This window comes from Burkholderia sp. AU45388, assembly GCF_030481585.1.
Classification (GTDB): Bacteria; Pseudomonadota; Gammaproteobacteria; order Burkholderiales; family Burkholderiaceae; genus Burkholderia; species Burkholderia sola.
This window is the reverse complement of record NZ_JAUJPV010000026.1, coordinates 113,508-120,662: the sequence shown is the minus strand read 5'-3', so window position 1 is coordinate 120,662 and position 7,155 is coordinate 113,508. Positions and strand designations below refer to the sequence as shown.

General features: G+C 62.6%; 9 protein-coding genes and 1 pseudogene. 7 read left to right on the top strand and 3 right to left on the bottom strand.

The window, feature by feature from the left end; translation table 11 throughout:
- The 3 genes and pseudogenes from QZM72_RS30510 to phaR form a co-directional block, all read left to right on the top strand.
- A pseudogene (locus tag QZM72_RS30510) lies at positions 1 to 142 on the top strand (acetyl-CoA C-acetyltransferase); the annotation flags it as partial.
- Positions 143 to 277: 135 nt separating this feature from the next.
- On the top strand, positions 278 to 1,018 hold the full coding sequence (locus tag QZM72_RS30505; protein WP_006491801.1) for a 3-ketoacyl-ACP reductase: 741 nt from the start codon (positions 278 to 280) through the stop codon (positions 1,016 to 1,018).
- 118 nt (positions 1,019 to 1,136) lie between these two features.
- Positions 1,137 to 1,703, top strand: a complete 567-nt coding sequence (gene phaR / locus QZM72_RS30500; protein WP_089467558.1) for a polyhydroxyalkanoate synthesis repressor PhaR — start codon at positions 1,137 to 1,139, stop codon at positions 1,701 to 1,703.
- A gap of 252 nt (positions 1,704 to 1,955) precedes the next feature.
- Here phaR and QZM72_RS30495 read toward each other — a convergent pair whose 3' ends face one another.
- Positions 1,956 to 2,231 carry a hypothetical protein gene (locus QZM72_RS30495; RefSeq protein ID WP_301739916.1) on the bottom strand — a complete coding sequence of 92 codons (276 nt, stop codon included), beginning with the start codon at positions 2,229 to 2,231 and terminating at the stop codon, positions 1,956 to 1,958.
- A 333-nt stretch (positions 2,232 to 2,564) separates the two neighbouring features.
- Here QZM72_RS30495 and QZM72_RS30490 point away from each other — a divergent pair, with 333 nt between their 5' ends.
- A complete protein-coding gene (locus QZM72_RS30490; RefSeq protein ID WP_089467556.1) occupies positions 2,565 to 2,777 on the top strand; it encodes a hypothetical protein in 213 nt (70 codons plus the stop codon).
- A gap of 65 nt (positions 2,778 to 2,842) precedes the next feature.
- Here QZM72_RS30490 and QZM72_RS30485 read toward each other — a convergent pair whose 3' ends face one another.
- The gene (locus tag QZM72_RS30485; protein WP_089467555.1) at positions 2,843 to 3,094 is read right to left on the bottom strand and encodes a hypothetical protein; all 252 of its coding nucleotides are present in this window, start codon (positions 3,092 to 3,094) and stop codon (positions 2,843 to 2,845) included.
- Positions 3,095 to 3,315: 221 nt separating this feature from the next.
- Positions 3,316 to 3,414, bottom strand: coding sequence for an AidA/PixA family protein (locus QZM72_RS35720; protein ID WP_367620045.1), 99 nt, complete (start codon positions 3,412 to 3,414; stop codon positions 3,316 to 3,318).
- A 713-nt stretch (positions 3,415 to 4,127) separates the two neighbouring features.
- Between QZM72_RS35720 and rimO the strand changes: the two genes are divergently transcribed.
- The 3 genes from rimO (at position 4,128) to QZM72_RS30465 (ending at position 7,081) form a co-directional block, all read left to right on the top strand.
- Positions 4,128 to 5,489, top strand: coding sequence for a 30S ribosomal protein S12 methylthiotransferase RimO (gene rimO, locus QZM72_RS30475; RefSeq protein ID WP_089467554.1), 1,362 nt, complete (start codon positions 4,128 to 4,130; stop codon positions 5,487 to 5,489).
- 3 nt (positions 5,490 to 5,492) lie between these two features.
- Entirely contained in the window at positions 5,493 to 6,419 is a 927-nt protein-coding gene (locus QZM72_RS30470; RefSeq protein ID WP_089467553.1) for a sugar kinase, read from the top strand.
- 119 nt (positions 6,420 to 6,538) lie between these two features.
- Complete coding sequence (locus QZM72_RS30465) at positions 6,539 to 7,081, top strand: hypothetical protein (protein ID WP_089467552.1); 543 nt, start codon at positions 6,539 to 6,541, stop codon at positions 7,079 to 7,081.
- The last annotated feature ends 74 nt before the right edge of the window (positions 7,082 to 7,155 follow it).

Below are 7,155 nucleotides of genomic sequence, written 5' to 3'. Positions count from 1 at the left end.
CGGCCATCCGATCGGCGCGTCGGGCTGCCGGATCCTGGTGACGCTGCTGCACGAGATGGCCAAGCGCGATGCGAAGCGCGGGCTGGCGTCGCTGTGCATCGGCGGCGGGATGGGCGTCGCGCTCGCGGTCGAGCGTCCGTAACCGGCCCTCCGTAACCGGCCGTTCGCCACTGGCGAACCGGATCCGTGCGCCGGCCGATTGCGGCTTCGGCCGGCGTCACGTGAAGTCAGAGGGGGCTTCAGGCAGCTCTCGAAACCAAAAAATGGAGTGAGATTTATGTCTCAGCGAATTGCGTACGTAACGGGCGGGATGGGCGGCATCGGCACCAGCATCTGCCAGCGCCTGTCGAAAGACGGCTTCAAGGTGGTTGCAGGTTGTGGCCCGAACTCGCCGCGCCGGGTGAAATGGCTCGAGGACCAGAAGGCGCTCGGCTACGACTTCATCGCGTCGGAAGGCAACGTCGGCGACTGGGACTCGACCAAGGAAGCGTTCGACAAGGTCAAGGCCGAAGTCGGCGAGATCGACGTGCTGGTCAACAACGCGGGCATCACGCGCGACGTCGTGTTCCGCAAGATGACGCATGAAGACTGGACGGCCGTGATCGACACCAACCTGACGAGCCTGTTCAACGTGACGAAGCAGGTGATCGACGGCATGGTCGAACGTGGCTGGGGCCGCATCATCAACATTTCGTCGGTGAACGGCCAGAAGGGGCAATTCGGCCAGACGAACTATTCGACCGCGAAGGCCGGCATTCACGGCTTCACGATGTCGCTCGCGCAGGAAGTCGCGACGAAGGGCGTGACGGTCAACACCGTGTCGCCGGGCTACATCGGTACCGACATGGTGAAGGCGATCCGTCCGGACGTGCTCGAGAAGATCGTCGCGACGATCCCGGTGCGGCGTCTCGGCGGGCCGGAGGAAATCGGTTCGATCGTCGCCTGGCTCGCGTCGAACGATTCCGGTTTCGCGACGGGCGCCGACTTCTCGCTGAACGGCGGCCTGCACATGGGCTGAGCGTCCGGGCTGCGCGGGCCGGATGGCCGCGCAGCCGGGCGTTTCCGAAGGCCCCCGCCTCCCGAATTCGGGCGGCGGGGATTCGTCACTTGCGCTACGCTGCACTCAAAGGCGTTACATGACTACTACAAAGAAGACGGCCGAACGGCTCATCAAGAAGTACCCGAACCGCCGGCTCTACGATACCGAGACAAGCACGTACATTACGCTGACCGACGTGAAGCAGCTCGTGCTCGAGCAGGAGGACTTCAAGGTCGTCGATGCGAAATCCAACGAAGACCTGACGCGCAGCATCCTCCTGCAGATCATTCTCGAAGAGGAAAGCGGTGGCGTGCCGATGTTCTCGTCGTCGATGCTGTCGCAGATCATCCGTTTCTACGGTCATGCGATGCAGGGCATGATGGGCACGTACCTGGAAAAGAACATCCAGGCATTCATCGACATCCAGAACAAGCTCGCGGATCAATCGAAGAACCTCTACGAAGGTAACGCGATGAACCCGGAAGTCTGGTCACAGTTCATGAACATGCAGGCCCCGATGATGCAGGGGATGATGACGAGCTACATCGAGCAGTCGAAGAACATGTTCGTGCAGATGCAGGAGCAGATGCAGAACCAGGCGAAGTCGATGTTCAGCACGTTCCCGTTCAAGCAGCCGGGATCGTCGGAGCCGGAGAAGAAGTAAGCGGCGATCCGGTGTGGGCGCGCAAAGTGTCGCACCGGCATCGTGTGGGACGTCCCGTGCGGGACGGCAACCGGCCGCGTCGCGGAACGATTGTCCGCACGGTGGCATTGCCCGCGCGGACATGGGCGTTGTCGTGCCGTCGCACATCGGTGCAGATTAAAACGCACAAGGCCGACCGGCAAAGCCCGGTCGGCCGAACATCAGATAAATCGCCGATTGTAAAAAAAGCCGATGGCCGGATTTTCGGCCGGCTTATCGAACCGCGAAGCGGCCTGCCGCCGATCCGTTCGCGCAATTATTTCCGTAAATAAACAGATTTCTATTTTCGGAAAATGCCGAGTAGATGATCGGGAACACTTCCTTGGCGCTGAACGAGTAAATGCCATCGTTGATGGATACGAGGAGATTGCCGCTCGTATCGGTTTCGATCTTGTCGATCTTGCCTGCCTTGCAAAGCGATTCCGCGGACGCATACGAGGAGGCGGCAAGCATCATGACGGAAGCGACGGTGGCCGCAAGTTTTCTCATGGTCTTTCCTTGATGAATGAGTGGATTGCTGGGGTTGTGATGCGGGTCATGCACGGTTCAGTATTGGCTGGCCGAATGGGCGCCGATGTCTGAGTGACGTGAAATATATCGGAGGTTGATCGGGTTTTGGATGAGGGTGGCGGATTTGGAAATGGTTTTTATTGATTGTTGAGTGTTATAAATTATTCTGATGAATTGTATTGTGCGGTCAGGCGAAGATCGGGGGGGCTGAGAATAAATAAATTTATCGATTATTTTTATTTATTTCTCTATTTTTTATTTGCTTGGCCGGATTTTTTGAGTAATGGCATCCGGTATTGAGGCTGGCAGCCGATGCTGCAAAGGGGCATATTCACGGGCGATGCGCGCGGCGGACACGTTTCGTATGCGATTTGTCAGTATCGCGCGGTGAGTGCGGTCGATAGCGATAGTCATGCGTCTGCGCCGACAACCGGCCGGCCGCAACTCCATACGGAGTTCGGCCTGATCGCCGATGGCGACGAGGCGGTCTGGTTCAACCGGTGCCTGACGATGTATCCGAAGTGAACATCGGATCGAGTACGGGCCTGCTTCGGTGGACTTCTTGCGATTTCGTCACGGAATTGGAGGCGTCACGCCGGATCGAATCCGTTTTCGCCATCCGGCGGCGGCAGATCGAGAACGAGCTTGACCGCGCTGTAGTTGGCCTTGAGCGAAAACACGCGGCCGATCACGAGAAACGTCTGCCGGGAATTTTCGAGCTCGACGAAGTCGCCGGGTTGCGGCACGTGGGCACCCTGGTCGTAGGAAAAGCTGGTGCTGGTTTGCTCACCGATGGCTTCTGCCGCGTGTTCGGTGAATTCGATCGTGATGTGGGTGGTCATGCGAGCCCCGTTGAGTGGAGGGAAGAGAGCGATGGCTTCGATTTTCGCATAGCGGCGCCGCGAATCCGTGCCGATTTTTGTGCGATACGCTTGACCGCAACTTCACTCTCCGGGGGGGGCGTGTGCGCTGAACGATGCGGCGGGATGCACCGGAAGGCGTCATTCACGGGTGCTCACTTTGACGAAGCAGGCACCCGTCGCCCAGCCTCTCGGGTTTCTATTTACAGCGCCAACGTGGTAATTGTCGGATCCCATTCGTAGTAGCTGTGAAGGCTTTGCGTCTCCCCGTCTGCGTCGAGCTTGTATAGTGCGAATTCGATATTCCACGCGCCTTGATTGTTGGAGCGGCGGTAAGGGTCGTCGCACAGCAGGTATTGATGATTCCGATCTGGACAGGGGCGGTTTTGACCATGGACGTTCTGCCCTGCGCCTCTTCAATCACTTTTTCCGCATTAATCACCGCGAGCAAGGTGATTTCCCGAATGCCGGCGTCAATGTTGGGTTGCTTGTACATTTCGTTTCCTCGAGTGAATTGCTACCGCGGGTCGAAGGGGGCGCGCGATTTGTCTGCAAGGCCGGTGACTGTCGTGGAGCGTTGGCCGAAAAACCGTGATTGACTCAATTTGATTCGCGACCTTCGGGTTCACGGCATGACGTACGCAATCTCGCACACGAAAAACATAACTTCCCCCGCGCGGCACATCCATTACACTCGATTACATGTCCACGTCATTTGAATTCCGTATGATCGGCTGAAGCGGCAAAGCCCGATATTGGGCTTGCACTTGCCAGCACGGCGGGAACCGGTGCGGTTTTCACAGAGGGTATTGGGGTCCGGTGGCTTGAGTGCGATTACCCATTGCACGGGCTTGCGTTCGGTCGTCACGGCATGCGGCATAGAGGCTGTCCCGCGCACGGCCGGGCGGGGGGCGAAGGCGCCGGTTCCCGCAACCGCAGGCCTGTCATTCATTTTGGCTCGCCGCCCCTAAATGGCTGTAAACTCACGCTTTTGCTGCCACGCCCCACATTCCAGATGTCCCAGTCCCCCAAAGTAGGGTTCGTATCCCTCGGGTGCCCGAAGGCGCTCGTCGATTCCGAACAAATCATCACGCAACTGCGCGCCGAAGGTTATGAAATCTCCGGCAGCTACGACGGCGCCGACCTCGTCGTCGTGAATACCTGCGGCTTCATCGACGAAGCCGTGCAGGAAAGCCTCGACGCGATCGGCGAAGCGCTGACCGAAAACGGCAAGGTGATCGTCACCGGCTGCCTCGGCGCGAAGTCGAGCGCGAGCGGCTCGAACCTGATCGAGGAAGTCCATCCGAAAGTGCTCGCCGTCACCGGCCCGCACGCGGTGGGCGAAGTGATGCAGGCCGTGCATTCGCACCTGCCGAAGCCGCACGACCCGTTCGTCGACCTCGTGCCCGCGGCCGGCATCAAGCTCACGCCGCGCCACTACGCATACCTGAAGATCTCCGAAGGCTGCAACCACCGTTGCACGTTCTGCATCATCCCGTCGATGCGCGGTGATCTGGTATCGCGCCCGGTCGCCGAAGTGATGCTGGAAGCCGAGAACCTGTTCAAGTCGGGCGTGAAGGAACTGCTCGTGATCTCGCAGGACACGAGCGCATACGGCGTCGACGTGAAGTACCGCACGGGCTTCTGGAACGGCAAGCCGATCAAGACGCGCATGACCGACCTGGTCGCCGCGCTCGGCGAACTCGCCGCGCAGTACGGCGCGTGGGTGCGCCTGCACTACGTGTATCCGTATCCGAGCGTCGACGAAGTGATTCCGCTGATGGCCGAAGGCCCGTTCAAGGGCCACGTGCTGCCGTATCTCGACGTGCCGTTCCAGCACGCGCACCCGGAAGTGCTGAAGCGCATGAAGCGGCCGGCGAACGCCGAGAAGGTGCTCGAGCGCGTGCAGAAGTGGCGCGAGATCTGCCCGGACCTGACGATCCGCAGCACGTTCATCGCGGGTTTCCCCGGCGAGACGGAGGAACAGTTCGAAACGCTGCTCGACTTCATCCGCGAGGCGGAACTCGATCGCGTCGGCTGTTTCGCGTATTCGCCGGTCGAGGGCGCGACCGCGAACGACCTGGACGGCGCGCTGCCGGACGAGGTTCGCGAGGAACGTCGCGCGCGCTTCATGGAAGTGGCGGAGGAAGTGTCGGCGAACCGCATGCAGCGCAAGGTCGGCAAGACGCTCAAGGTGCTGATCGACGAAGTCGGCGCGGAAGGCGGCATCGGCCGTACGGCAGCCGATGCGCCGGAGATCGACGGCGTCGTCTACGTCGAGCCGGCGGCGAAGGCATCGAAGCGCTACAAGGTCGGCGATTTCGTGTCCGTGAAGATCACGGGCGCCGACGGCCACGATCTGTGGGGCGAGGTATAAGCGATGGCCGCTGGATTCCCGGAGATCCTCGCGCTCGGCGAGGCGATGATCGAATTCAACCAGTCACAGCCGGGACGGCCTGAATACCTGCAGGGCTTCGGCGGCGACACGTCGAACTTCTGCATCGCGGCGGCGCGCCAGGGCGCGTCGACGGGCTTCGTGTCGGCGATCGGCGACGATCCGTTCGGCCGTCTGCTGGCCGACATGTGGGCGTCGGAGCAGGTAGACGCGACGTACGTGCGGATCGACCGCTCGGCGCCGACCGGCGTGTATTTCGTCACGCACGGCGCCGATGGCCATCAGTTCGACTATCTGCGCGCGGGGTCGGCGGCGAGCCGCTACGCGACGGCCGACTTGCCGCTCGACGCGCTCGCGGCCGCGCGGGCCGTGCACCTGTCGGGCATCAGTCTGGCGATCAGCACGGCCGCGTGCGACGCGGCGTTCGCGGCGATCGACCATGCGCGTCGCAACGGCGCGAAGGTCAGCTTCGACACGAACCTGCGGCTGAAGCTGTGGCCGCTGCCGCGTGCCCGTGCGGTGATGCGCGAGGCGCTGCGGCAGACGGACATCTGCCTGCCGAGCTGGGACGACGTCACGGCGCTCACCGGCGCGAACGATCGCGACGCGATCGTCGACGCGATGCTCGAACACGGGCCGCAGGTCGTCGCGTTGAAGCTCGGCAAGGACGGCGCGTATGTCGCGACGCCGCACGAACGGCGCGTCGTGCCGGGCTTCGCGGTCGAGGCCGTCGACGCCACTGGCGCGGGCGACTGCTTCGGCGGCGCGTTCGTCGCGCGGATCGTCGCGGGCGACGATCCGTTCGCGGCCGCGCGTTATGCGAACGCGGCGGCGGCGCTGTCGACGACCGGTTACGGTGCGGTCGCGCCGATTCCGCGTCGCGATGCGGTGGAACGCCTGATGCAGGGCTGACGCGAAACGCGCAAGCCCCGCGCATCCGCGGCGCAGGCTTGCGCGGTCATGCAGGAACCGGGTCCGGCCCGGCACGGTCCGCGATGGTCGGGCGAATCTGAAGCAAGGAGCAACACACGGTGGGTCGATATTCGGAATGGCAACGGGCGCTCGTCGTCGCGGGCGCGCTGGTGGCAAGCATCGCGATGCCGACGGGGGTCGCCGCGCAGGCGGTCGCGCCGGGCGTGCAGCAGGGCGAACCGGCGCCGGCGCGGCCGCTGAAGCCGAATCCGGAGTTTGCCCGCCTGCCGCGCTACGAAGGCACGCTCGGCGATCGGCCGATCGTCGTGCACCTCGGCCCGAAGACCGACGAGGAAGGCGTGCACGGCGAATACCAGTTCGCCGACACGGGCGAAGTCGTGCTGCTCGCGGGCGACCGCGACGGCGATACGCTCGAGATCGAGGAGTCGAACGACGGCACGAACATCACCGGCGTGTGGATCGGCCGCTTCGACGCGACGGGCGACCTGAAGGCCGACCGGATGAATTCGGACGAATCGGACCCGCAGCCGGTCGTGCTGCGTCTGGCGCCGGGCAAGCGCGCGGCGCTGCAGGTGCGCGACGGCCGCGTGCAGGAAATCGAGACGGTGGGCGGCGTCGTCAACCTGCGTACCGACGACTGAGCGCGTGCTGGCTCGGTGCGCGCGGCGCGCATTGTACCGGGCCAAGCGCGCCGATTTTGGCTACTCTAACGACA

Bases quoted from the DNA above. Each gene is read 5' to 3' on its own strand.
- QZM72_RS30505 (WP_006491801.1), top strand. From the start codon at position 278: ATGTCTCAGCGAATTGCGTACGTAACGGGCGGGATGGGCGGCATCGGC.
- phaR (WP_089467558.1), top strand. From the start codon at position 1,137: ATGACTACTACAAAGAAGACGGCCGAACGGCTCATCAAGAAGTACCCG.
- QZM72_RS30495 (WP_301739916.1), bottom strand. From the start codon at position 2,231: ATGAGAAAACTTGCGGCCACCGTCGCTTCCGTCATGATGCTTGCCGCC.
- QZM72_RS30490 (WP_089467556.1), top strand. From the start codon at position 2,565: ATGCTGCAAAGGGGCATATTCACGGGCGATGCGCGCGGCGGACACGTT.
- QZM72_RS30485 (WP_089467555.1), bottom strand. From the start codon at position 3,094: ATGACCACCCACATCACGATCGAATTCACCGAACACGCGGCAGAAGCC.
- rimO (WP_089467554.1), top strand. From the start codon at position 4,128: ATGTCCCAGTCCCCCAAAGTAGGGTTCGTATCCCTCGGGTGCCCGAAG.
- QZM72_RS30470 (WP_089467553.1), top strand. From the start codon at position 5,493: ATGGCCGCTGGATTCCCGGAGATCCTCGCGCTCGGCGAGGCGATGATC.